At 70.8% G+C, this 22,747-nt stretch carries 24 protein-coding genes and 1 pseudogene; 19 read left to right on the plus strand and 6 right to left on the minus strand.

The features are described from left to right. Positions 1–4 precede the first annotated feature (4 nt). The 4 genes from AB0L65_RS55535 to AB0L65_RS55550 all read left to right on the plus strand — a co-directional run bounded on the left by AB0L65_RS55535 (position 5) and on the right by AB0L65_RS55550 (position 2,546). Entirely contained in the window at positions 5–163 is a 159-nt protein-coding gene (locus AB0L65_RS55535; RefSeq protein ID WP_364264539.1) for a hypothetical protein, read from the plus strand. 64 nt (positions 164–227) lie between these two features. Next, the gene (locus AB0L65_RS55540; protein WP_364264541.1) at positions 228–773 is read left to right on the plus strand and encodes a hypothetical protein; all 546 of its coding nucleotides are present in this window, start codon (positions 228–230) and stop codon (positions 771–773) included. 186 nt (positions 774–959) lie between these two features. Next, positions 960–1,868 (plus strand): glutathione S-transferase C-terminal domain-containing protein, encoded by a 909-nt coding sequence (locus AB0L65_RS55545; protein ID WP_364264543.1) that lies wholly within the window; start codon positions 960–962, stop codon positions 1,866–1,868. Between the two features lie 144 nt (positions 1,869–2,012). Then, on the plus strand, positions 2,013–2,546 hold the full coding sequence (locus tag AB0L65_RS55550; protein ID WP_364264545.1) for an OsmC family protein: 534 nt from the start codon (positions 2,013–2,015) through the stop codon (positions 2,544–2,546). Here the strand turns inward: AB0L65_RS55550 and AB0L65_RS55555 are convergent. Beyond that, a complete protein-coding gene (locus tag AB0L65_RS55555) occupies positions 2,524–2,694 on the minus strand; it encodes a hypothetical protein (protein WP_364264547.1) in 171 nt (56 codons plus the stop codon). The genes AB0L65_RS55550 and AB0L65_RS55555 overlap by 23 nt on opposite strands. A gap of 191 nt (positions 2,695–2,885) precedes the next feature. Here AB0L65_RS55555 and AB0L65_RS55560 point away from each other — a divergent pair, with 191 nt between their 5' ends. The 5 genes from AB0L65_RS55560 (at position 2,886) to AB0L65_RS55580 (ending at position 7,787) form a co-directional block, all read left to right on the plus strand. Then, a complete protein-coding gene (locus AB0L65_RS55560) occupies positions 2,886–3,488 on the plus strand; it encodes a hypothetical protein (RefSeq protein WP_364264549.1) in 603 nt (200 codons plus the stop codon). Between the two features lie 150 nt (positions 3,489–3,638). Continuing rightward, positions 3,639–4,739 (plus strand): histidine kinase, encoded by a 1,101-nt coding sequence (locus AB0L65_RS55565; protein WP_364264551.1) that lies wholly within the window; start codon positions 3,639–3,641, stop codon positions 4,737–4,739. Further along, positions 4,736–5,413: a response regulator transcription factor gene (locus tag AB0L65_RS55570; RefSeq protein ID WP_364264553.1), complete on the plus strand. Its 678-nt coding sequence runs from the start codon at positions 4,736–4,738 to the stop codon at positions 5,411–5,413. The genes AB0L65_RS55565 and AB0L65_RS55570 overlap by 4 nt, the downstream gene beginning before the upstream one ends. Positions 5,414–5,471: 58 nt before the next feature. Beyond that, the gene (locus AB0L65_RS55575) at positions 5,472–6,950 is read left to right on the plus strand and encodes a glycosyltransferase family 39 protein (RefSeq protein WP_364264555.1); all 1,479 of its coding nucleotides are present in this window, start codon (positions 5,472–5,474) and stop codon (positions 6,948–6,950) included. 9 nt (positions 6,951–6,959) lie between these two features. Further along, positions 6,960–7,787, plus strand: a complete 828-nt coding sequence (locus tag AB0L65_RS55580; RefSeq protein WP_364264557.1) for a polyprenol monophosphomannose synthase — start codon at positions 6,960–6,962, stop codon at positions 7,785–7,787. Here AB0L65_RS55580 and asnB read toward each other — a convergent pair. The 5 genes and pseudogenes from asnB to AB0L65_RS55605 form a co-directional block, all read right to left on the minus strand. Continuing rightward, positions 7,735–9,477: pseudogene (gene asnB / locus AB0L65_RS55585) on the minus strand (asparagine synthase (glutamine-hydrolyzing)); the annotation flags it as partial. The gene AB0L65_RS55580 and the pseudogene asnB sit on opposite strands and share 53 nt — an antisense overlap. Further along, positions 9,474–10,673: an aminotransferase class I/II-fold pyridoxal phosphate-dependent enzyme gene (locus AB0L65_RS55590; RefSeq protein WP_364264559.1), complete on the minus strand. Its 1,200-nt coding sequence runs from the start codon at positions 10,671–10,673 to the stop codon at positions 9,474–9,476. The pseudogene asnB and the gene AB0L65_RS55590, both read right to left, overlap by 4 nt. Before the next feature lie 12 nt (positions 10,674–10,685). Beyond that, on the minus strand, positions 10,686–11,504 hold the full coding sequence (locus AB0L65_RS55595) for a 2,3,4,5-tetrahydropyridine-2,6-dicarboxylate N-succinyltransferase (RefSeq protein ID WP_364264561.1): 819 nt from the start codon (positions 11,502–11,504) through the stop codon (positions 10,686–10,688). 2 nt (positions 11,505–11,506) lie between these two features. Continuing rightward, positions 11,507–12,730, minus strand: a complete 1,224-nt coding sequence (locus tag AB0L65_RS55600) for a diaminopimelate decarboxylase (RefSeq protein ID WP_364264563.1) — start codon at positions 12,728–12,730, stop codon at positions 11,507–11,509. A 21-nt stretch (positions 12,731–12,751) separates the two neighbouring features. Further along, entirely contained in the window at positions 12,752–13,447 is a 696-nt protein-coding gene (locus tag AB0L65_RS55605) for a class I SAM-dependent methyltransferase (RefSeq protein WP_364264565.1), read from the minus strand. Positions 13,448–13,772: 325 nt separating this feature from the next. On the opposite strand from AB0L65_RS55605, the gene AB0L65_RS55610 reads away from it, so the two are divergent. The 10 genes from AB0L65_RS55610 to AB0L65_RS55655 are packed head-to-tail and all read left to right on the plus strand — an operon-like array spanning position 13,773 to position 22,745. Then, the gene (locus AB0L65_RS55610) at positions 13,773–14,609 is read left to right on the plus strand and encodes a TauD/TfdA family dioxygenase (protein ID WP_364264567.1); all 837 of its coding nucleotides are present in this window, start codon (positions 13,773–13,775) and stop codon (positions 14,607–14,609) included. Beyond that, positions 14,610–16,208, plus strand: coding sequence for a GMC family oxidoreductase N-terminal domain-containing protein (locus tag AB0L65_RS55615; RefSeq protein WP_364264569.1), 1,599 nt, complete (start codon positions 14,610–14,612; stop codon positions 16,206–16,208). It abuts the gene before it with no gap. Continuing rightward, complete coding sequence (locus tag AB0L65_RS55620) at positions 16,205–17,557, plus strand: hypothetical protein (protein ID WP_364264571.1); 1,353 nt, start codon at positions 16,205–16,207, stop codon at positions 17,555–17,557. The genes AB0L65_RS55615 and AB0L65_RS55620 overlap by 4 nt, the downstream gene beginning before the upstream one ends. After that, positions 17,547–19,049, plus strand: coding sequence for an AMP-binding protein (locus AB0L65_RS55625; RefSeq protein WP_364264573.1), 1,503 nt, complete (start codon positions 17,547–17,549; stop codon positions 19,047–19,049). The genes AB0L65_RS55620 and AB0L65_RS55625 overlap by 11 nt, the downstream gene beginning before the upstream one ends. Beyond that, positions 19,046–19,276, plus strand: coding sequence for an acyl carrier protein (locus AB0L65_RS55630; RefSeq protein WP_364264575.1), 231 nt, complete (start codon positions 19,046–19,048; stop codon positions 19,274–19,276). Before AB0L65_RS55625 ends, AB0L65_RS55630 begins: the two co-directional genes overlap by 4 nt. Then, entirely contained in the window at positions 19,273–20,196 is a 924-nt protein-coding gene (locus tag AB0L65_RS55635; RefSeq protein ID WP_364264577.1) for an amidohydrolase family protein, read from the plus strand. Before AB0L65_RS55630 ends, AB0L65_RS55635 begins: the two co-directional genes overlap by 4 nt. Continuing rightward, a complete protein-coding gene (locus AB0L65_RS55640; RefSeq protein WP_364264578.1) occupies positions 20,193–21,104 on the plus strand; it encodes a chlorinating enzyme in 912 nt (303 codons plus the stop codon). The genes AB0L65_RS55635 and AB0L65_RS55640 overlap by 4 nt, the downstream gene beginning before the upstream one ends. Continuing rightward, on the plus strand, positions 21,097–21,375 hold the full coding sequence (locus AB0L65_RS55645) for a hypothetical protein (RefSeq protein ID WP_350734068.1): 279 nt from the start codon (positions 21,097–21,099) through the stop codon (positions 21,373–21,375). Before AB0L65_RS55640 ends, AB0L65_RS55645 begins: the two co-directional genes overlap by 8 nt. Continuing rightward, positions 21,376–22,290 (plus strand): hypothetical protein, encoded by a 915-nt coding sequence (locus AB0L65_RS55650; protein WP_364264580.1) that lies wholly within the window; start codon positions 21,376–21,378, stop codon positions 22,288–22,290. Further along, complete coding sequence (locus AB0L65_RS55655) at positions 22,290–22,745, plus strand: GNAT family N-acetyltransferase (RefSeq protein ID WP_364264582.1); 456 nt, start codon at positions 22,290–22,292, stop codon at positions 22,743–22,745. Before AB0L65_RS55650 ends, AB0L65_RS55655 begins: the two co-directional genes overlap by 1 nt. The last annotated feature ends 2 nt before the right edge of the window (positions 22,746–22,747 follow it).

The following is a 22,747-nucleotide window of genomic DNA, read 5'->3' on the forward strand; positions in this document are numbered from 1 at the left end:
CGGCATGAACGAGGACCGCGACGTGGCCGTCCGCACGGACCTCACGGGGGATACGCACTGGTACGACCTCCCGGACGACGAGGCCGAGCTCGAGGAGCAGCCCTCCGCGCCGCGGCGGCCCTGGTGGCGCCGGCCGGCGTTCACTGACGCCGCCGAGGCGTGACGGCGGCGTTCAGAGGAAGGTCATCGTCCGTGCCCAGCCCCGAGCCGTCGCTGGTGCCGCGGACATGTCGATCGACGAGAACGCCCTGCTCCCCGACCCCGATCGCGCCGTGGTCGCGGTCGAGCCGCCGGTCGCGGTGCTCGAGGCGGCCGACCCGGCGGCGTTCGACGCGCGCTCGCGGGTCACCGTCCTGCCGGGCGATCCGAAGACCGGTGTGAAGGACACGGTGATCGTACGGCGCGACGGCGTCTGGCACCTGTGGGCCTCCTGCCACCCGCTCGCCGACCCGGACGAGGCCGACCAGATGGTCACGGACTACGCCACCAGCGCCGACGGCCTGGAGTGGACCTGGCACGGCACGGCGCTGAGCGGCCGGCCCGGGCTGTGGGACGCGCGCGGCGTCCGGATCGGCGCGGTGCGCTTCGACGGCGACCGCGTGGTGGCGTTCTACGACGGGCGGGTGAGTGCGGCGGAGAACTACGAGGAGCGCACCGGGCCGCGGCGCTGGAGCAGGGCCTCGACCGGCTCGGTCAGGGCGGCGGGACCGCCTCTGGCGGGCGGCCGGCCGTCGGTCAGGAAGAACTTCGGCTCCTTGACGGTGGACAGGTAGAGCTCCGGGTGCTGCCGCAGCGGGCCGCCGTCCCTGCTTTGGGCACACCGGCGATCAGGAAATCAGGCAGGGACACCGTGTTCCTCCTGGCGCTCGTCAAAGTAACCCCATTTTCCTACCAGAAGTATGGGATATCGATTACCCTATAAGCCGAGTAGGAAATAACTCTTGAAACCCGGAGAGCCCGTGTCCATCACCCAGACGCCGGTCTACGCAAGTCCCGTCGACCACGCCGCGTACGGTCATTACGGCCCCGGCCGTCTGCACCTCTCGCCTGACTGGAACCGCCCGATCTACCCCTTCCAGGGCCGCGTCACGGCCGACGGCTCCAGCGGATTCCGCGCCGAGCCCGGTCGCTACCACCTCTACGTCGCCTGGGTCTGCCCGTACGCCCAGCGCGCCGCCATCGTCCGCAAGCTCAAGGGTCTGGAGGACGTGGTCTCGCTGTCGTACGTCGACGACGAGCGCGACGGCCGCGGCTGGGCGTTCAGGGAGCGTCGCGGCCCCGACCCGGTCAACGGCTTCACCCTGCTGGAGCAGGCCTACGAGGCCACCGAGCACGCGTACGGCGGCCACATCTCGGTCCCCGTGCTCTGGGACCGGCGGACGGGCCGGGTCGTCGGCAACAACTTCCCCGACATCACCATCGACCTGGCCACCCAGTTCGAGCAGTGGGCCGACACCTCCGTCGACCTCTACCCGGACTCGCTCCGACCGGAGATCAACAAACTCAACGGCTGGATCTACTACGACATCAACGCCGGCGTCTCCCGGGTGGCCCGCGCCGCCACCGAGGAAGACCGCGAAAGCGAGCGCCACCGCGTCGTCGCGGCCCTGGAACGGCTGGACGAGCGCCTGTCCGGGCAGCGGTTCCTGGTCGGCGACACGATCACCGAGGCGGACGTGCGGCTGTGGGTGACGCTGGCCAGGTTCGACGCCGAGTACAACCGCGGCGACCTCATCAGCGAGCGGACGCTGACCGACTTCGAGCACCTGTGGCCGTACGCCCGCGACCTCTACCAGCGGCCGGCCTTCAGGGAGACGATCGAGGGGCTGCCCGCCACCTGGGACTCCCCGCACGGGCGCGGCCGATGACGCGCGAGCAGGTCCATCCGGCGGTGTCCGGCTCGACCTCCCACCAGGACCGAACCGGCGCCGCGCGCCGTCATCGACACCCCGCTCGACACCTGCTCGACCCCGCTCGGCCCCGTGACCAGCGCTGATCAGACGAGAAAGACCATGAGCACCCTACGCGAGTATCTGTCACACAAACGCACCGCCCTGCTGGCCCGCCGGAAGGCACCCGCCGCCGGGCCGGTCCCGCTGCATGCCCACGTCACCGCCGAAGGCCGCAGCGGGATCCGGCGCATCAGGATCAGGGACTTCCAGATCATCAGCGACAGCGGGTCCGACTTCGCCGGCTACGACCTCGGCCCTACCTCGCCCGAGCTGCAGGCCGGCGTTCTGGGCAGCTGCGTCACGCACATCTTTCTGATCAAGGCGGCCGAACTGGCGGTGCCCATCGACGCGCTGGAAGTGGACGTACAGGCCGAATACGACCCCAGAGCCCAGCAGCCGGGCGGCGGCGACATTCCCGTGTACCCGCACAACTTCACCTATGAGGTGCTGATCGACTCGCCCGCCTCGGACGAGGAGTTGGCGAACCTGCACGCCGAGGTCGAGCGGGTCTGCCCCATCCTCAACCTGATCCGCAACCCACAGCCGGTCACCGGAACGGTGATCCGGACCTCTAACACCGGGACCGCCGGCTGAGCTCGGTGGCGAGGTCGGTGAGGATCTGCACGTAGTCCTCATGATCGAAGGTGAACGGCAGCGCGAACGCGACCTCGTCGATCTCCCGGAAGGCGGCATGGCCGTAGAGCCGTTCGGCGGGCCCGGCGCAGTGCTCGAGGTGGCGCATCGCCGGTCCCATGGGCTTCTGCGGCGGGCAGGAGGCGGTCCCGGTGGGCGCCCGAGCCGCGCTGCCTGACGGTGACCGGTCGTGGCGTGCGCGGTCGCGTGGGGTCAATCGCGGTTGGGCGGGGAGTCCGTACCTCACGGCCGTCGGCGCCGAGATTGATCACGATCGTACGGGTGGTGTTGGATGAAGCGGTGAACCCTGGACCACTGGAGCTGCTGCACGAGGCCGTCGACCGCACCAGGGCCCTGACCCGCAGCCGCCCCGCCACCGGCCGCACCCACGATGACGCCGATCCCGTCGCCGGCAGCCTCGCGACCGACAGCGCGCAGCGCTTCGACCCCTTCCCGCTGCTGCGGGCTCTGGACGCGGCCGGAGCACGGGCCGTGGTGATCGGCCAGGTCGCCGGGATCCTGCACGGCTCAACGGAGCTGACCGGGGACCTCGACCTGCTGTGGGACGGAGCACCGGAGCAGGCCGACACCCTGGCACACGCCTTCGCCGCCGCCGGCTGCACGCTGCTGGACGACGAACAGCGCCCCGTCCCGCCCAGGCCGCAGGCGTTGCTGCGTCCCAAGGTGCAGTTCGACTCCCCGCAGGTGAGCGGCGACTGCTGCACGCCCGACCTGCCGTGGGGAACACTGCCGGTACGCCCTCTGCTCGACCGGGCGCTGACCGCCGTCGACACGGACGGTCTGCGGGTGCGCTACCTGCGCCGGGACGACCTCATCCTGATGCGCCGAGCCCTGGGACGCCCCAAGGACCTGCGCCGCGCCGAAGAACTCGAACGCCTTTGACAAGGGCGCCGACGGTGACCGCAGGCGTGGGGGACGCCACAGGCCGAAGCATTGTGCTCGCCAGGGGGCTCTGTCCTCTGACCGTGGGCAGATGGCGGGTACCACTCCGGGTGGATGCGTACGGAACCCGGCGGTTCCTACGATGGGCGGGTGGTGGTGACTCCCCGCTGGCTGTTACCGGCCGGCCTCGGGCTGCTGATGCTGCTGGTCGGGCTGTCGTGGGCGCAGACGATCACGCGTGGCTGCGGCTGCGGGTGGCCGTTCGCCGGAGGGGGCGCCTTCATCGTTCTCTGTCTCGTCATCGTGCGTACGGCGCCGGGCCGGCTCGCCGAGGTGGCCGGTCTCCTGGCCCCCGCGGCCATAGCGGCGCTCACGGGGCTCGCGGTCAACAGCATCGGCTGGTTCGTCCTGGTGATCTACATCGCGTTCGTCGCGCTGAACCTGCGGCTCTGGCCGGGCGTCGTCATGTGGCTCGCCTCGCTTGCCGTGGTGGTCGCGGCGGCGTTCACCACGCCGGACCCCGGGTGGCCCAACTGGCTGGCCGCCGTGACGCTCGTCTTCTGGAGCGGCTGGGCCGCGCGTTACCGCATCGAGGTCGGCGAGCGGCTGCACCGCGCGGAGAGCACCGCCGCCGCTGCCGCCGCCCTGGCCGAGCGGCAGCGGCTCGCGGCCGATCTGCACGACATCGTCGCGCACACGCTCGCCGTGACGGTGCTGCATCTGGGGGGTGCGCGGCTGGCGCTCGAGCACGATCCCGGGGAAGCGGCGGCGGGGATCGCCGAGGCCGAGCGCCTCGCCCGGCAGAGCATGGCGGAGCTGCGAAAGGTGGTCCGCGTTCTCGCCGAAGAAGGCTCCGACCCGGCCGTGGTCGCCCCCCAGCCCACCGCGCCCCGGCTTCCCGAGCTCTTCGAGGAATACCGGACGGCGGGCCTGGAACTCGAGTCGAGCGTCGACGGCGAGCTGACGGCGGTGAGCCCGACGACCGGGATGGTGCTCTACCGGCTGATGCAGGAGGCACTGGCCAACGCGAGCCGCCACGCGCCGCGGAGTTCCGTCGAGGTACGGCTGCGCATATCGGAGGAAGGCGCCGTACGGGCCACGGTCACCAATTCCCTGCCCGGCAGCCCACCTCGGCACAATGGCGGCATGGGACTTCGCGCGATGGCCGACAGGGTGCGCATGGTCGGCGGCCACGTCACCGCCGGTGTCGAGAACGACCGGTGGGTCGTACGGACGGAGCTGCCCGCATGATCTCGGTGGTGCTCGTCGACGACCAGGAGCTCGCCAGGGCAGGGCTGCGGACGATCCTGCGCCAGCCGTACGGGTTCGACGTGGTCGGCGAGGCGGCCGACGGCCAGGCCGCGCTGGCGGAGGTCGCGCGCGTGCGGCCCGACGCCGTGGTCATGGACATTCGCATGCCGCGCATGGACGGGGTCGAGGCCACCCGCGCGCTGCTGGCCGCGGATCCGGCGTCCCGCATCCTGGTGCTGACCACGTTCGGCGAGGACAACATTCTGGCGGCGGCGCTGCGGGCCGGCGCGTCAGGGTTCTGCCTCAAGGACGCTCCGGCCGAGGACATTCAGCGGGCCGTACGGGCGGTGGCGGCGGGCGACGGCTGGCTGGATCCCGCCGTCTGCGGGCGGGTCCTGCTGCGCTACCGCGCGGATCCGGTGACCGACCCCGACGCGGTCCGGCGGCTCGGCGACCTCACCGCCCGCGAGCTCGACGTGCTCAGGCTCATCGGCCGGGGGCTCACGAACGCGGAGATCGCCCACCGGCTCGTGATCGGCGAGGGCACGATCAAGACCCACGTCGGCCGGATCTTCACGAAGCTGGGGGTGCGCGACCGGGCCGCGGCGGTCGTCTTCGCGTTCGACCACGGCGTGGTCCGCCCCGGGGAGCCGCCGCCTATGCCTGGGGTCTGACTCCGGGTTCTGTTCCCGGCCAGACGACAGACAGCGGGCCATCGGAAACCGTGGAGGCATGCTTCTTCAAGCCCCCCGTCTCCGGGACACCGCTCCCTCGCTCCCGGCGATCGCCTGGCGGACCATCGGTCCCATCGCGGGCGTCGTCGTGGTCACCTTGCTGATGCTGAGCCCGTGGTACGGCTACCACCGCGACGAGCTCTACTTCCGCGTGCTCGGCCAGACTCCCGCCTGGGGGTACTTCGACCAGCCTCCGCTGACCCCGCTCCTCGCGCGGCTGTCCACGGGACTGTTCGGGGACACCATCGTCGGCCTGCGGGTCGTCCCCGCGCTGTGCGCGGGACTGCTGATCCTCCTCGGCGCCGCGATCACGCGGGAGCTCGGCGGCCGCGCGAACGCGCAGACGCTCGCCGCCGCCGGCCTCGGCACCGGGATGTTCCCCCTGCTCGTCGGGCACACCCTGCTGACCCAGTCGGCCGACTTCGTGTTCTGGACGGCCTGCATCCTGTGCGTGCTGCGGGCCCTGCTGCGCGGCGACGGGCGATGGTGGCTGGCGGCCGGCGCCGTCGCGGGCGCCGCCACGTTCAACAAGCACCTCATCGTCCTGCTGATCACGGGACTGGCCACCGGGCTGCTCATCACGGTCGGCATGGCGGTGAAGGGGCCGCGTGCCGTCTTCGGCGACAGGTGGTTCTGGTCCGGGGCGCTCCTGGCCGCGCTCATCGCCGCTCCGAACCTGCTCTACCAGGCCACCAACGGCTGGCCCCAGCTCACCATGGCCGCCACGCTCAGCGAATCCGTGAACCGGATCATGTTCGTGCCCATGCTGGTGGTGCTGCTCAGCATGGGAGCCTTCGCGATCGCCGTCGCCGGGTGGCTCTGGCTGCGCGGGCGGCCGGAGACCCGGCCGCTGGCCATCGCGTCCCTGGTGACGATCCTGCTCGGCTGGGCGTCAGGAGGGCGGGCGGACTATGTCGCCGGGAGCCTGATCTTCGCGTTCGTGGCCGGCTGCGTGCCCGCCGCCGCGTGGACGGAGAGCCGGGCCGCCCGGCGTCGGCTGGTGTGGTGGGGGCTGCTCGGCACCTCGGTCATCGGGATCGCCGTGGCGCTGCCGCTGCTCCCGCTGTCGGCGCTCGGCGCCTCGCCGAACGAGGTGTCCAGGGAGTCGGTGGGCTGGCCGCGCTTCGCCGCCCAGGTGGCCGGGGTGTACCGAACGCTGCCGTCCGGAACGGTCGTGCTCACCGCGAACTACGGCGAGGCCGGCGCGCTGGACCGGTTCGCGCCGGACATTCCCGTCTACAGCGGCCACAACGAGCTGTGGTTCCAAGGCCCACCGCCGGAAACGGCGCGAACGGTGGTCGCCGTGGGGTTGCCGCCGGAGCGCCTGCGGCCGCGCTTCACCCGCTGCGAATCCGCCGGGGCCATCGACCACGGCACCGGAGTCGCGAACGAGGAGCAGGGCCTGCCCGTCACGGTCTGCTCAGGACCGCGGACCTCGTGGAAGACCGCCTGGCCCGACTTCCGGCACGCGAGTTGAGGAGCGATCATGAACACCGTCCTGGTCATCACACCGACCTACAACGAACGGGACACCCTGCCCGGCATCGTCGGCAGGATCCGCGCCGCCGTACCCGCCGCCCACATTCTCGTCGTCGACGACAACAGCCCCGACGGGACGGGCCTGATCGCGGACGGGCTCGCGGCCGAGCTCGACGGCGTGCACGTCCTGCACCGGGAACGCAAGGAAGGGCTGGGCGCCGCGTACCTGGCGGGCTTCCGCTGGGGACTCGACCGGGGCTTCGACGCGCTGGTGGAGATCGACGCCGACGGCTCGCACCCTCCCGAGCGGCTGCCCGCCCTGCTGGACGCGGCCGAGCGGGCCGACCTCGTCATCGGCTCCCGCTGGGTGGCCGGCGGCCGCGTGGCGAACTGGCCGCGCAGACGGGAGCTCCTCTCACGGCTCGCGAACCGTTACGTACGGCTGGCGCTCCGGCTTCCCGTCGCCGACGCCACCGGCGGGTTCCGCGTCTACCGGGCCGCCGCACTCGAGAAGATCCTCCTCGGAAGCGTGGAGTCGCGGGGTTACTGCTTCCAGGTGGACCTCACGCTGCGAGCCGTACGTCACGGATGCACGGTGGCGGAGGTGCCGATCACCTTCGTCGACCGTACGAGCGGGGCGAGCAAGATGAGCTCCGGTGTCCTCTTCGAGGCGCTCTGGCGGGTGACCGTATGGGCCCTCAGGACAGGGACACCCGATACTCACGCACCCACGCGTTCAGCTCGACGAGCTGCACCAGCAGCTGCGCGGCGCTCGCCCCGCCCGGCAGCTGCGCGCGCAGCTCGTCGGCGCCGATCTGTTTCAGCAGGTCGTTGAGGCGCGGCGCGTCGAACATGGCGCGCAGCGGCGACTCGCTCGCGTTCACGATCCACGTCGCCTCGCGTACCAGAGCCTGATCGTGAGCCGGGTTCTGGACGTGCGGGTACGCGCTCTTCTCCCGGGCCAGCGTCGGCGGCGGGAGGATGTCGGCCATCGCGTCCTTGAGCAGGCTCTTCAACCCGCCCGCGCACTTCACCGACCAGGGGATGTTCCAGACGTACTGGACGAGGCGGTGGTCGCAGAACGGCAGCCGCATGTGAAGCCCCTGCGCCGCGCTCATCCGCTCCTTGCGGTCGAGCACGACGGCGAGCGGCCCCGCCATCCCGAGATACAGCACCTCCCGCATCCGCGCGTCCAGCCCTGCCTCACCCGGCAGGCGCGGCACCTCGCCGAGGAGTTGCGCGTAGCGCGCCTTCTCGTCGCCGTCCCGCGCGAGCTCCGGCACGAGGAAGTCGGCGAGTTTCGGTCCGTCCCCGAGCCACGGGAAGGTGTCGCGCCGGATCAGTTCGGCCTTGAAGAGGTACGGATACCCGCCGAAGAACTCGTCCGCCGCCTCGCCGGACAGCGCCACCGTCGTGTCCTGCCGCATCCGCCGGAACAGCAGATACATCGACGCGTCGAACTGCCCCCACCCGGGCAGGTCGCGCGCGCGGCGCGTCGCCGGGATCGCGGCGAGCAGGTCCGGCATCGTCGCCGTGAGCGTGGTGTGCCTGCTCCCCATGTACTCGGCCGCCGCCGCGGCGTAGGGTGCGTCCACGTCCGGGCGCAGCTCGGTCGGCGCAAAGTGCGCCTTGTCGCTGTCGAACTCGACGCAGTACGTGTCGAGCGCGTGCGGCAGCAGCCGCGCCGCCAGCGCCGCCACCGAGGTCGAGTCCACGCCGCCGGACAGCATCGCGCCGCACGGCCCCGACGCGGGCAACTGGCCCGCCACGGCGTCATGGAGCAGCTCCCGCACGCGTTCGGCGGTCTCGGCGGGCGTGTGGTCGTGCGGCTCGCTCGTCAGCCGCCAGTACGCGCGCGAAACCGGCCCGTGGTCGGGTGCGTACGTAATGACATGCGCAGGTTTGACCTCATGCACGCCGACGAGCGGCGTCTCACCGGCGAGCGTGAGGCGCGGCTGCAGCGCGATCGTCATCAGCGACCGGTCGAGAACCGGGGTGAACAGCGGATTCGCCATGATCCCGCTCGGCAGGGAGGCGAACAGGATCCCGCCCGGATAAGGGTGGTAGTAGAGCGGCTTCAGCCCCATGTGGTCCCGCGCCAGCAGCAACCGCCGGTCCCGCCCGTCCCAGATCGCGATCGCGAACGCGCCGACGAGACGGCCGACGAAGTCCGCGCCGTGCGTCAGGTAGGCGTGGAGCAGCACGTCGGTGTCGGTGGCCACGGGGGACAGGCCGAGGGACCGGCGGAGAGCGGCCAGGTTGTAGATCGCGCCGTCGTACACGAGCACGACGGTCCCGTCGTCCGGCGAGGGGCCGCGGCGCGTCGCGAACAGCGCCGGTTGACGGCCTTCGCCGGTGCCCGGGGCCGTGCGGCGGCGATGGCCCAGCGCCGCGTGCCTGGTGAGGTGGACCGCGCCTCCGTCAGGCCCGCGATCGTTCATCGTGTCCGTCATGGCGCGCACGACGTCCGCCCGTTCCATGAGGTCGCGTTCGAGGTCGATCCACCCGATGAGACCGCCGCTCATCTGGTCAGCTCCCCTGCAGTAGTAGTGGGTCTCAGCTCCGTGAGCGACCGCCGTACGCGGGTCAGCGCCTCGCGGGTGCGGTCCGGCGCGTGGACGAGCGCGATGCGCAGGTGACCCGCGCCGGGGTTGGCCCCGCCGTCGGTGGCCGCGCCGAGGTAGCGCCCCGGCATCGCCGTCACCGCTTCCGCCCGCCACAGCAGGCGCGCCGCCTCCTCGTCGTCCGGTACGGGGAACCAGAGGAAGAATCCCGCCTCGGCCCGCCGATAACCGGCGAGATCGCCGAACAGTTCGTCCGCGACGTCCCAGTTCGCGCGCACGGCCGACCGCAGGCGCGCGACGTGCGCGTCATCCGCCCACAACCCCGCCGCCACCGCGCACACCGGGGCCGCGAGCGAGACCCCGCAGGTGCGGTTGTGGTTCGCGTACGCCGCCACGCTCCCCGGATCCCCGATCACGAACCCGGACCGCAGGCCGGGCATCCCGGACCGCTTGGACAGGCTGTGGAGCACCAGGAAGCGGCCCGCTTCGCTCGCCAGGCCGGACGTCAGGAATCCGCCGCCCGCGGACGCGCCGTGGACGAGGTCGATGTAGCACTCGTCGACGACGAGCAGCGCACCGGCCGCCCGTGTCGCCGCGCTGATCGCGCGTACCGTGCCGGGGGTGTGCGTCTCGCCGCGCGGGTTGCCCGGTGAGCAGACGACGACCGCGGCGACGTCCCGCCGAGCGGCCACGGCGGCGGCGACCTCCGACGCGTGGCCGTAGAAGATCGCCCGGCCGCCGGCCGCCGACACCGCCGCGTGGTACGTGGGATAGAACGGATTGGGCAGGACGACCGCCGGAGCGGGAGAGCGGACGTCGGCGGAGACGGCGAGGGCGAGGGCGGCCGCGACGGCCTGCTTCGTGCCGGGGGACGGCTCGATAGCGAGCGACCCTTCACGTACGGCGGCGCCGACGTGGGTGCCGAAGCGGCGTTCGAGCCAGCCCGTGTAGGCGGCGCGGAGTTCAGGGGTGCCGCCGAGCGGGGGATACCGCGTCCAGCCGGCCACGTCAGCCAGGAGCCGGCCGTCCACCGGCGGCGTGACGAGGCGAGCCTCGCCGAGGTGGAGGGGGATCGGGGTGACGCCGGCGGGTGCGGGGATCCCCGCCAGGAGCGCGCGCAGCCGGTCGAAGGCGCTCGGCGATGAGGTTGACGGCATCGATGAAGGGGCTCAGTCGCGGACGAGGTCGTTCAGGGCCGTCTTGCCGCGGGTGCGGTCGTCGGCGTGCTTGACGATGATCGCCGCATACACCGATATATCGGGATTGTTGGCGTCGATGCGGGAGCCCGGGACGACGACCGCGTTCTCGGGGACCTCGCCGTACGTGACCTTTCCCGTGGCACGGTCGACGATGGGGGTGGATCTCCCGAGGAAGACCCCCATGCCGATCACCGCGCCCCGCCGTACGACCACGCCCTCGGCGATTTCCGAGCGCGCGCCGACGAAGACGTCGTCCTCGACGATGACGGGCTGCTCACCGATGGGTTCGAGGACGCCGCCGATGCCGGCTCCGCCGGAGATGTGGCAGCGTGCACCGATCTGCGCGCAGGAGCCGACGGTGGCCCAGGTGTCGATCATCGTGCCCGGGCCGATGTAGGCGCCCACGTTGACGAAACAGGGCATCAGTACGACCCCGGGCGCCACGTACGCGCCGTGGCGGACGACTCCGCCGGGGACCACGCGCAGGCGCGCGTCGCGGAAGACGGCGTCGTCCCAGGTCCCGAACTTGAGCGCGATCTTGTCGAAGCTCTTCGGCTGTCGCGGGCCGCAGGACCCGACCTCGTTCCGGCCGATCAGGAACGACAGCAGAATGAGCTTCTTCACGAACGTGTCGACCACCCACTCCGGCCCCTCCGGCCGCGCCGCGCGCAGCTCTCCACGGTCGAGGGCCGCGAGCCCGGCGGTGACGTGCGGCGCGAGGGCCGCCCGCTCGTCCGCGGACAACGACTCCCGCCGCTCGAAGGCGGTCTCGACCAAGCTCCTGTTCACGATCACGCTCCCCAGCGGACGGTCGCGATGTAGTCGTCGTAGGTCTCGGCCCGCCGGATCTCCACCACGTCGCCGCCGTCGGTGAGCATCAGCTCGGCGGGACGCAGGCGGCCGTTGTAGGTGAAGCCCATGGCGTGGCCGTGGGCTCCGGTGTCGTGGATGAGCGCGATGTCGCCGTCGCGCGGCTCGGGCAGCTCGCGGTCGACGGCGAACTTGTCCAGGTTCTCGCAGAGCGCGCCGACGACGTCGAATCTGCCGATCTCCCGGCCCTCGGCGTAGGGGAGGGAGATGTGGTGGTACGCGCCGTACATGGCGGGCCGCATCAGTGACGACATCGAGGCGTCCAGGCCGACGATCTCGTGACCCTTGCGGCAGCGGTTGATGACGCGGGTGACGAGGACGCCGTGCGGGCCGGTGACGTACCGGCCGATCTCGGTGAGGATGCGCGGCCCGCCGGGGCCGAAGAACTCCTCCCTGGCGGCGAGGATCTCGTCCGCGTACGCCCCGAAGTCGATGGGTTTGTCGTCCTCGTGGTATGGGATGCCGAGCCCGCCGCCGACGTTCACGTACTCGAGCTCGATCCCGACGGCCTCGGCGACCCGCGCGCCGTGCCGGATGACGTCGGCGGCCGCCCGCGCGGCACGGCTGGTGTCGAGCTCGTTGGCGCAGGTCATGCCGTGGATGCCGAACCGTCGCGCGCCACGGGCGACGGCGTCCGCGTACGCGTCGGCGAGCTCGTGCACGGGCACGCCGAACTTGCTGTGCGCCGCGTTGCCCATGAGCGCGCAACCGGCGGCCAGACCGGTGGGGGAGATGCGGAAGGCGACGGTCTCGGGAAGTTCATCGACCTTTTCCGCGAACGACCTGTCGTCGAACGTTATCAGCGCTCCCGCGGCGCGGGCCGTGCGATATTCGGACGGCGCGGTGTTGTTGGAGGTGAACACGATGTCACCGGCCTGCGCGCCGACCGTCCCGGCAAGGCGCACTTCCACCGCCGAAGAGCAGTCGAAACCACTTCCGGCGGCGCGCAGCAACGCCAGGATATTCAGGTTCGGCAACGCCTTCACCGCGAAATATTGCCGGTACGAGGTGTCGCCGAATGCTCGCGCCATCGCCTCGTGGGTGGCCACGATGCCGCGCGCGTCGTAGAGGTGGAATGGCGTGCCGTAATCCGCGACGAGATCGGGGAGCAGCGGCAGCAGTCGCTCGGCGAATTCAGCCGACATTGGCAAGGCGGGATCCGATCGTCAGGGTACGAGCGCGACGCAGATCGTGCGGTTGCGTATTCCGCTCACGGGCCGCAAATACGGGAAATAATAGCTTTCCACCGGCTCGAACCCGAAAGAAATCAGGCTCTTGTGCAGATAGTCCTTCGCGATGAACCAGAACCCGTCCACGTGCTGGTGCGGCGCGAAGTCGGCCTTGGCGTCGCGGGGCGCGTCGTTGGACAGGACCAGGTACGTTCCCGGCCGCAGGTCCAGGTCGCGCAGTTTGCCGAGGGCAGGGGCGAGTTCCCCTGTCGCGTCGAAGAGGTGGCCGAGCAGGCCGTCGGCGTAGACGGCCGAGACGTCGGCGGCGTCGGCGGGGCGCAGGTCGAAGTAGTCGACGGTGCGAGCGTCGACCCCCTTCTTCCTGGTCAGCTCGACGGCTTCGGCGTTGCAGTCGATGGCGCGCACGTCGCGGTCGTGCGCGACGAGGTCGCCTTCGACGAAGCCGTTGCCGCAGCCGAGCGACAGCACCGCCGCCCCGGGCGCGGTCAGCATCAGGATCTTGAGGACGATGTGCGCACGGTATTCGGGGACGTAGGTCGACGGGGTGATGGAGTCGTTGAAGGCGCCACCGCTCTCCCAAATGTCATAGATGCTCTGCGCGGCGGAGCCGACGGAGCGCGGCAGGCAGTAATAGTCGTGAATGCGCGCCAGCTCCGGTCTGGATTGCGGCACCCTTTCCCTCCCTGGGTTGACGGTGTCGAAGCCGTGCCGGCGGAGCGGATTTCTCGCCGTTGAGTTTCCGGTCGTCGGACGAGCGGCAGGAGCGTAACACGCGGCCGACGGCGGGCAAAGGCCTCTGTCCAATTCCGGCCGGAGCAAAGGCCGGCGCGCGATCATTCGTTGGGTGTGAGAAGTTTGTAACATGTAAACTCGCTGGTCGGCGCGGTGCATGGATTTTGTCACGACACTTATCGGGCTCGCTCGCCGGGCCGATTACGGAAAATGAAAGTTTCCCGTGTCCTTGCGCCGCGCGGTGGCCGGGTCGTATGCTCCCGCCGTGCTTGAGTTGATTCCCATCACGGCGGGTATTGGCACCGAAGTCCGCGGGATCGATGTCACCGGTTATATTTCCGACCATGATTTCGAGCGCATCTATCGCGCCTGGATCGACACCACCATTTTGCTGATCAGAGGTCAGGAAATGACCCCGGCCGAGCAGGTGGAGTTCAGCCGCAGGTTCGGTCGGGTGGTCACGTACACCCGGTCCCAGTTCAACGCCGACGACCATCCCGAGATCCTCGTCCTGTCGAACCTGACCCGCGACGGCAAGCCGATCGGCTCGGCGTACAGCGGCCGGGTCTGGCACAGCGACGGCGCGTACCTGACCGCCCCGCCGGCGGGGTCGATGCTGTACGCGCGCGAGGTGCCGCCCGTCGGCGGGGACACCTGGTACGGCAACATGTACGCCGCCTACGAAGCGCTCCCGGACCAGGTCAAGGACCGGATCGCCGATCTCAGGGTCGTCATCAGCCGGGTCCGGTCACGGCCCTACAACTACCCGGACCGGCCGCCGCCCACCGCGAAGGAACGCGAGGAGTGGCCGGACGTCGCGCACCCGATCGTGAAGGTGCACGACGTGAGCGGACGCAAGGCCCTGTACGTCGGCGGCAACGTGCCGTGGCGGATCGAGGGCATGTCCGAGGACGAGAGCCGGCCGCTCATCACGTTCCTCCAGGAGTTCGCCACGATGCCGCGGTTCACCTACCGCCACCAATGGCAGGCAGGCGACATCGTCCTGTGGGACAACCGCAGCGCCATGCACCGGGCCACCTCCTACGACCACGTCAAGCACCGGCGCCTGATGCACCGGACCACCCTCGCGGCGGCCGGTTAGATGCGGGCGGACTACATCATCGTGGGGGCGGGCGCGGCGGGGTGCGTGCTCGCGTCGCGGTTGTCCGAGGACCCCGGCACGCGGGTGCTCCTGCTGGAGTCGGGGTCGCGGCGGCGCAGCCCGCTGCTGTCGATCCCGGCCGCCGAGACCATCCTCATGGGCAACCCCAGATACGACTGGTGCTTCGAGACCGACGCCGACCCGACGATCGGCGGCCGGACCCTGCGCATCCCCCGCGGGCGCCTGCTCGGCGGATCCAATCAGATCAACGGCATGATCTTCGTCCGCGGCCAGCGCGAGGACTACGACGAGTGGGAGCGGCTCGGCAACCCCGGCTGGTCGTGGGCCGGCGTCCTGCCGTACTTCAGGAGCCTGGAGAGCACGGGGATCGGCGGGCCGAGCCGGGGGAGCGACGGGCTGATCAGCGTCGGCCTGCCGCGCGAGCGTGACGAGCTGTGCGACGCGTTCCTGCTGGCCGCGCAGAAAGCCGGATACCGGGACAACCCCGACTACAACTCCGGTGACCAGGAGGGCTTCGGCTACTACCAGGTCAACCACGACCGCGGCCGCCGCTCGTCGGCCGCGGGGACGTATCTCCGCCGTGCGCTGCGGCGGCCCAACCTCATGGTGCTCACCGAGGCGCATGTCACCGGGCTGCGGTTCGAGGGAACGCGCTGCGTCGGCGTCAGCTTCCGCCACCAGGGCCGGGCGCGGCAGGCCGGCTGCGGGCGCGAGGTGATCGTCAGCGCGGGGGCCGTCCAGTCGCCGCAGCTGCTCGAGCTGTCGGGGATCGGCTCCGCCGACGTGCTCGCCGCGGCCGGGGTGCCGGTCGTGCACCATCTGCCCGGCGTCGGCGAGAACTTCCGCGATCACTACGCGACCCGGCTGCGCTGGCGGGTCCGCCGTCCCATCACGTTCAACGAGCGCTCGCGCGGCCTGCGCCTGGCCCGCGAGGTCGCGATGTACGTGACGCGCCGCCGGGGGCTGCTCAGCCTGCCCATCGCGCTCGGCCATGGTTTCGTCCGCTCGTCCGAGGCCGAGCAGCGGCCGGACCTCCAGTTCCACTTCGCCCCGGCCAGCTACGGCGCGGGGGCGACCCGGCGGCTGGACACGGCTCCCGGCATGACCGTCGGCGTCTATCCGCTGCGGCCCGAGTCGGCCGGGTCCATCCACATCCGCTCCGCCGACCCGATGGCCCCGCCCGCGATCCGGCCGTGCTTCCTCGCCGCCGAGGCCGACCGCGCGCGGCTGGTCGCCGGGATGCGCATCGCGCGCCGCGTCGTCGAGGATCCCGCGCTCGACGCGTACCGCGAGTTCGAGCTGATCCCGGGCAAGGACGTCCGGACCGACGACGAGCTGGTCGCCTACGCGCGGGAGAACGGCGACACGTCCTACCACCCGGTGGGGACGTGCCGGATGGGCGCCGACCCGATGTCGGTCGTCGACCACCGGCTGCGCGTCCACGGCCTGTCCGGGCTGCGCGTGATCGACGCCTCGGTGATGCCGACCATGGTCTCCGGCAACACGAACGCCGCGAGCATGATGATCGGCGAAAAAGGCGCAGCGCTCGTTATCGCCGATTTCCTGGAGAACGCATGAGGTTCGACTACGCACGCAACCTGGCCGCCGCCGGGACCTTCCGTGACTGGCGCAGCTCCTTCTGGCCGCCGTCCGACGGCTACCAGCTGGCCTGCCTCGACCTCGCGGCCGAGACCCCGGACCTCGGCGGCGGCTTCCTCGCCGGGCTGGCCGCGCTGAAGGCGGCCGTCGACGCCGACTGGCAGCGGGTCAAGGAGGCGGCGGGGCCGCCCGAGGACGCGCGGGAAAGACGGCGCTTCCACGCCCCGGCGCTGGTCGCCTCCGCCATGCGTGACATCGCCAAGCACCTGCCCGGCGACGCCGACCGGCGCGCGCTCGCGCTGCGCGCCGACGCCGTCGAGCACGGCTACCCGGCCGAGGCCCTGTGCGAGCTGGCGGAGCTGCGGGAGGACGTGACGCTCGTCGCGGGCCATCTCGGCACCTGGTCGGGCAAGGACCCCGGCGGGCTGCCCACGGCGTTCGCCTGCCGCCGCGACGACGTGGGGCAGGAGTTCGTGGCCGCCGCGCTCGCCGAGCGGCACCGGGTCGAGCCGTACCTGCGCGCGCTCATGGCGGACCTCCGGCTCGGCGACCTGCCGGCGTTCGGCGCGACCCGGCTGTTCTTCATGGCCGGGGAGGGCAACCTGCACCCCAAGCACATCGCGTACTTCCTGCCGGAGGACGAAGGGGTCGACGAGTCGCCGTACAAGAAGACCTACTACTTCCGCAACACCCACCGGGCCGTCCTCGACACCGTGTCCGGGCCGCTCTCCGCCCGTTACGCGCGGGTGGGGAACGGGTTCGACCCGGCGGCCGAGCGGTTCGCGGGGATCCCGACGCTCGGGGTGCTCAGCCACGAGTTCGGGCACTTCGTGCACCGGCCCGCCACGGACTTCACGCCACTGTGGACGGCGGACCCGTGGGTCGTGGGGGTGCTCCAGGAGACGGCCGCCGACGTGTTCGGCATCCTCGTCCTCGCCGAGGTGTGGGCCGGGCCGCTCGGGCTGGACCAGGCCGACGTCATCGCGTACTACCTGGCCGAGTGCCTGCGCTACGTGGACCGCGGGCTCGGCGCGTTCCCCGACAGCGACGGCATGTTCCTCCAGCTGTCCTACCTCGCGAAGCTCGGCGCGCTCGCGCTCGACGGCCCCGCTCTCGCCGGTGAGCCGGACGCGGTGCTCGCCGGGCTGCGGTCGCTGGCCCGCGTCCTCGCCGAGACCCTGTTGCTGCCGGACCCCGGGCCCGCGCTCGCCTTCCACGCCGCGTACGGCCCCGCCGACCTCGGGCCTCTTGAGCCGCTGGTCGAGGAGTTACGCCGCAGGCCCATGCGGTCCGTCGAGTACGTCCAGGAACACCTCCATGTTCGTTGACTCCTTGGTGGACAGGCTCGCCGAGCACCCCGGGCAGCGGATGCGGTTCCTGTCGCGCGACGGGAGCACGCTGGTCAGGACGTACGCCGAGATCCACGACGACGCCCGCCGGCTGATGGCCGAGTTGCGCGACAGCGGCCTCGGCGCGGGCGACCTCGTCGGCGTGCTCGGCCCCAACTCCTACGAGTGGATCCTCGCCGACCTCGCGCTGCTCGCCCTCGGCTGCGTCCCCGTCGCCATCCCCGCGGAGAACCGTCACGATCCCGCGGAGATCGGCGCGCTCGTCGGCACGTACCGGCTGGCCGCGCTGCTGGTGACCCGGGCGCTCCCGGGCGAGGCCGGCCTGCCCGCGGCCACCGCGGTCCTCTCCGAGAGGCCGGTCAAGCTCGACCCGGTACGGCACGCCGACGCCCCGGCGCTGCCGCCCGGCGTGCGCACGATCGCGTTCTCCTCGGGCACCGCGGGGACGCAGAAGGGCCTGCTGCTCACCGACGACGGCATCGCCAACACCGTCGAGCTGTCGGCCCGCGCGTGGCAGGTCACGCCGGACGACGACATCGCGATCGTGATGCCGTACTCGAACTTCCAGCAGCGCTACCTCACCTACCTCGCGATCTGGGCGGGCTGCGCGGCCACCGTCGTCCCGCCGGAGATCATGTTCCAGGCCTTCAAGACCGTGGAACCCACGATCATCCTCGGCCCGCCGTCCTTCTTCGAGCTGCTCCACAACCGGGTCATGGCCGCCGCACCGGCCGAGCGCATGGACAGGGGCCGCGGGTGGCTGTCGATGTACGGGTCGCGGGTGCGGCTCATGTACACCGGGTCCGCGCCGGTGCCGCCGGCCATGGTCACCCTGTTCCAGGAGCTCGGCGCGCCGCTCTACGAGCTCTACGGCAGCACCGAGATCGGCTGGATCGCCATGAACGTGCCGGGCCAGGCCAGGGTCGGCACCGCCGGACGGCCCGTGGACGGCATCACCGTCGAACTCGGCGACGACGGCGAAGTCGTCGTGCGCGCCGAGCGGCCGCAGGTCGTCGGATACGTGTACGAAGGCGTCGACACGCAGGACGCGGTCTTCCTCCCCGACGGCAGGATCGCCACCGGCGACCTCGGGGTCCTCGAGGACGGGTTCCTGAGGCTCACCGGCCGCAAGAAGAACGTGATCATCACCCGGAGCGGGGTGAAGATCAACCCGGCCGAGCTGGAGGCCGACGTCGAACGCGCCTTTCCCGGCGTCCGCGCCATGGTGGCCCTGCCGGACGGCGCCGCGCTGCTCGCCTGCGTCGTCTGGGCCGAGGACACAGGTAGGGCGGCCGACATCGAGGCGTACATCAAGCGGAGGAACGCGGGCCGCGAGCCGTCGCACCGGATCGCGACGACTCTCGTCCGCCCGGCGGAGGAGCTCACCGTGGAGAGCGGTCTGCTGACCCGGAACTTCAAGATCGACCGTGGCGCGGTCGCGCGCGCCGTCTGGGGGAGTGGCGACAGGTGACCGAGGACGCGCTCTGCCAGATCATCGCCAGCGTTCTGCCCGGCAGGGACGTGGCGCCGTCCATGAGCCTCAGGAACGACCTCGGCGTCGACTCGATCGGGCTCATGAGCATCGTGTTCGTCCTCGAGGAGCAGACCGGCATCGACGCCATGAGCCGCATGGGGGAGTTCGTCGAGGCCGAGTACGTGCACGACATCGTCGGCATCTGCCTGGGAGCGAACTCATGACGATCATCGACTTCCACTGCCACGTCGCGGCCGAGATGTGCTTCCCGCCGTCGTTCCGCGACGGGGTCATCGACAACATGGCCGCGGCCATGCAGGCGCGCGGCCTGCCCGCGACGAAGGAACGGCTGCGCCGTATGCACGACGCGACCCTCCAGGACCCGCTGTGCGACCAGCTCGTGAAGGAGATGGACGACGCGGGGATCGACGAGGCCGTGCTGCTGCTGCCGGATTTCACGTACGCGCTGAAGGACAGCACGCACTCCATCGAGGAGATCATCGATCACCACAAGGCGGTCGTCGATCGGCATCCCGGCCGCTTCCGCGTCCTGGCCGGCGTCGACCCGCGCTGGGGGGCCGACGGGATCGCGCTGTTCGAGCGGGCCGTCGTCGAGTACGGCTTCGCCGGCATGAAGCTCTACCCGCCGTGCGGCTACCGCCTCGACGACAAGGCGCTCTACCCGTTCTACGAGATCTGCGCGCAGCACCGGCTGCCGGTGCTGTCGCACATCGGCGCGACCTCGCCGGCGCTCGACTTCGAGATCGCGCTGCCCATCTACGTGGACCGGCCCGCGCGCGACTTCCCCGGCGTGGACTTCGTGCTCGCGCACGGCAGCGTCCACTACCCCGACGAGTGCGCGATGCTCTGCAACAACCGGCCGAACGTCTACATCGACGCCAGCGGTTACGAGGCCCCCGACGGCGTGGCCGGGCTCAACCGGTTCTTCCGCCGCAACATCAACCACAAGGTGCTGTTCGGCACCGACTGGCCGATCTTCCGGCTGCAGGGCAAGCAGACGAACTTCGTGGAACGACTCACGGCCGAAGGAGCCTTCCCGGCTGAGATGACCCAGGCCGATCGCGACCTGTTCATGGGGAAGAACGCGAAACGGCTCCTCGACAAGAAGGGCACAGGCAGATGACCACGTTGACCGACGGCCTCACCGCCGAGCAGGTCCAGTTCTTCAAGGACAACGGCTACGTCGGCCCCTTCGATCTCTACGAGCCCGACGAGGCTCAGAAGATCTGGAGCAGGGCCATGATCGAGATGGCGTTGTCGAAGAACAAGCCGCACAACTCGACGGTCATCAACTATGACCGGCACCTGGACTGCGACACGCTCTCCGAGCACATCTCGCGGCCGGAGATCGTGAACAAGCTGCGCTCGCTCCTGGGTGAGGACATCATCTGCTGGAAGTCCAACATCTTCCAGAAGCAGCCGGGTGACGCGGGCACCGGCTGGCACCAGGTCGAGAAGTACATCGTCGGCGAGACCACGACCGCCGCCACGCCGTCGCTGAGCTTCGCGTACGACCGCGACGACGACGCGGTCCTCCAGGACGTCAGCGTCTGGACCGCCTTCTCCCCGGCCCAGCGCGAGAACGGCTGCCTGCGCTTCATCCGCGGCAGCCAGAAGCGCTGGTTCTACGACGAGAACAAGCGGCTCACCAAGGGCCCGCAGCGCAAGACCGACTTCTTCGGCTACGACTACTCCGAGCTCCAGCTCGACCCCGACTGGGACCCGGAGAAGGAGGACGTCGTCGAGATGGAGATGGGCCCCGGGCAGTTCGTCCTGTTCGTCGAGAAGTGCGTCCACGGGTCCCTGCCCAACGTCAGCGACCAGACCCGACTCGGCTACGCCTCCAGGTACGTGATCCCGCAGACCAAGGTGTACGAGCACGTGGACAGGCTGGTCGAGTTCGGCGACGAGATCGCCCTCGATTACCACGGCTGCGTCCTGGTCTCCGGCGAGGACAGGTACGGCTACAACCGCATCTACACCGAGAACCTCAACGGCTTCGCGTTCAAGCGGGTGGCCGCCGATGCCTGACATCGACGACCGGCTGCGAAACTTCGTCGACTTCCTCGGCACGCAGCCCATGGCGCCGGACCTCACCTACGACGAGGTCGCGCAGAGCAGGTCGCGCGCCGAGCTCGGGATCAGCTCGCTCAACATCCTCATCCTCGTCAACAGCTACATCGAGGAGAAGGCGAACGGGCGGATCGCGTTGCGCCCCGAATGGGTGCCGATGCTCGAGGACATCGACGGCATCCTGTCGGTGATCGAGGAAATCGACGCGAGCGCGCCGGCCGAGGTCTGAGTGGCCGGCATCGGGTCCTTCGCGTACGTGGTCGGCGACGCCGAAGGCCGTCCTGAGGACATCCCCGGGTTCGAGGACCTGTGGCGCGCGGTGTCGCCGGACACCGCGTTCACCGCGATGGGCACGGGCACGTACCGGAAGATGACCGGGCCGCTCGTTCCGTACATCGTGGACTGCGTGGCGAAGGTGCTGAGCACGCACGGGGTCCGCGCGGCGGAGGTGGACCGGCTCGTGCTCGCGACCTCCGACGCCGTGCTCGGCCTGCTCGGCAGGGACGTCGCCGTCGAGGTCATGCGCGCCGCCGGGCTGACCGCGTGCGTTCCCGCGATCGTGTCGCTCCAGCAGTGCTGCAGCTCGCTCGAAGCCCTTCGGTACGCCTGGGGCCTGGCCGGCGCGGAGGTCGGCGCGGACGCGCGCAACGTCGTGCTGGTGGCGCTGGACTTCACCCCGGACGACCGCGACCGGGTGAAGTCGTTCGCGCTCTTCGGGGACGCCGTGGCGGGCTGCCTGATCAGCCGTGACCACGGCGGCCTCACGCTCGCCGGGACCGGGCTGGCCGCGGACTTCTCCGGCATGGTCGGGCAGGACACGTTCGCGTCCCGGCAGGCGGTCGCCCGGGCCGCGCTGGACCAGGCGTTCCGCCAGGCGGGCCGGGTGCCGGGGGACGTCACGAAGATCTTCACCTCGAGCCTGTTCGCTCCCATCGTGAGCTTCAACGCGATGGCCGCCGGCCAGGCCCGCGAGCTCCTGCACTTCCAGGGGCCGATGACCCGGTACGGTCACTGCGGTAACGCGGACTGGCTGATCAACCTGATGGACCACACCGACAAGTCCGGCCGGGAGCGAGGAGCGCTCTACCTCGCGCAGGCCTCCGCGCCGGGCTTCTTCGCGTGCGCACTACTGGAGGCAGGGTAATGAAGATCGTGGTCGACGACCTGCGCGGACCGGAGATCGCCGCGTTCCTGGAGGAACACCTGCGGGAGATGCACGCCATCACCCCCGCCGAGAGCGTGTACGCGCTCGACCTCGACGGGCTGCGCGTCCCCGAGGTCACGTTCTGGTCGGTGTACGACGGCGACCGGCTCGTCGGCTGCGGCGCGATCAAGCGCATCGACGACGGGCACGGCGAGATCAAGTCCATGCGCACCGCCCAGGAGCGGCGGCGCGACGGCATCGCGAGCCTGCTCCTCGCCCACATGCTGGAGGAGGCCAAGGCGATGGGCCTGGAGCGGCTCAGCCTGGAGACCGGCTCGACCGAGCACTTCGAGCAGGCGCGGAAGCTGTACGCGAAGTTCGGCTTCGAGCCCTGCGGTCCGTTCGCGGGCTACGGCCCCGACCCGCACAGCGCCTTCATGACCCGGACGCTCTGACG

The sequence above is a fragment of the Nonomuraea sp. NPDC052116 genome (assembly GCF_040680035.1).
Taxonomy (GTDB): Bacteria; Actinomycetota; Actinomycetes; order Streptosporangiales; family Streptosporangiaceae; genus Nonomuraea; species Nonomuraea angiospora_A.